We start from the raw sequence: 916 nt of genomic DNA on the forward strand, positions 1-916 counted from the left end.
CTAGTTCGTTATGCGAAATTTCCGGACGCTTTAAATTGCGTAAAATGCGAGCGTCCGTGCTCGCAAAAAAGGCAAAAAGTAGTTGTTACCAATTCGGGAACAAGCTTCTATTGATTTGTGAGGGTTATTTCAAGAAAGATACTAAGAGATTTCTACTCTATTCCTAAATACTCTGACTCTAAAATCCCTATAGAAGTTTGGTTTAAGGACACTTCCAGAGCCAGTTGGAAATCGCCTTCTGATATCAAAGATAAATACAGAAATGCTAGTTTTCTCAAAGATAATCGAATCGTTTTCAATATACATGGAAATAAATACAGATTAATTGTGAAAATTCATTACAATTTACAGACTGTCTTCATACGATTTATAGGTACGCACGAACAATACGATAAAATTAATGCTGAGGCGATTTAAATGAACATCAAACCTATTAAAAATCAAAAAGATCACTTAGAAGCTCTCTCTGAAATTGAAAAACTTTGGGATGCTAAGAAAAATACACCTGAATACGATAAATTAGATGTTCTAATTACTTTAGTTGATGCTTACGAAACTAAACACTACCCGATTGAAGATCCGGATCCAATTGAAGCTTTAAAATCTGTCATGGATGACATGAATATGAAAAGTGTTGATTTGGGGAATCTTATTGGCGGGCGAAGTCGTGCCACTGAAATCTTAAATAGAAAAAGAAAGCTTACTTTAGAAATGATTAGAAAGATTAATCAAAATCTAGGAATTCCTACTGATATTCTTGTGAAAGAATATAAAGTCAAAACTGCTAAGACAGGAAGAAAAAGAACGCCGTCCGTGGCTTAATTCATACTGTAAGCCCGAAAACTACGCATAACAGCGACTAACCGCTTCGCTTCGGGACTTGCGCCCTCGCTCGGTCTGCGACACATAGGCTTCT

At 36.0% G+C, this 916-nt stretch carries 2 protein-coding genes; both read left to right on the plus strand.

From position 1 onward, the window contains the following. Nucleotides 1-117 precede the first annotated feature (117 nt). Nucleotides 118-417 carry a type II toxin-antitoxin system HigB family toxin gene (locus EHQ31_RS07935; protein WP_135574617.1) on the plus strand — a complete coding sequence of 100 codons (300 nt, stop codon included), beginning with the start codon at nt 118-120 and terminating at the stop codon, nt 415-417. Next, complete coding sequence (locus tag EHQ31_RS07940; RefSeq protein ID WP_002974878.1) at nt 418-822, plus strand: helix-turn-helix domain-containing protein; 405 nt, start codon at nt 418-420, stop codon at nt 820-822. Nucleotides 823-916: the final 94 nt, after the last annotated feature.

It is taken from the genome of Leptospira montravelensis (genome assembly GCF_004770045.1).
In the GTDB taxonomy this organism is placed as follows: Bacteria; Spirochaetota; Leptospiria; order Leptospirales; family Leptospiraceae; genus Leptospira_A; species Leptospira_A montravelensis.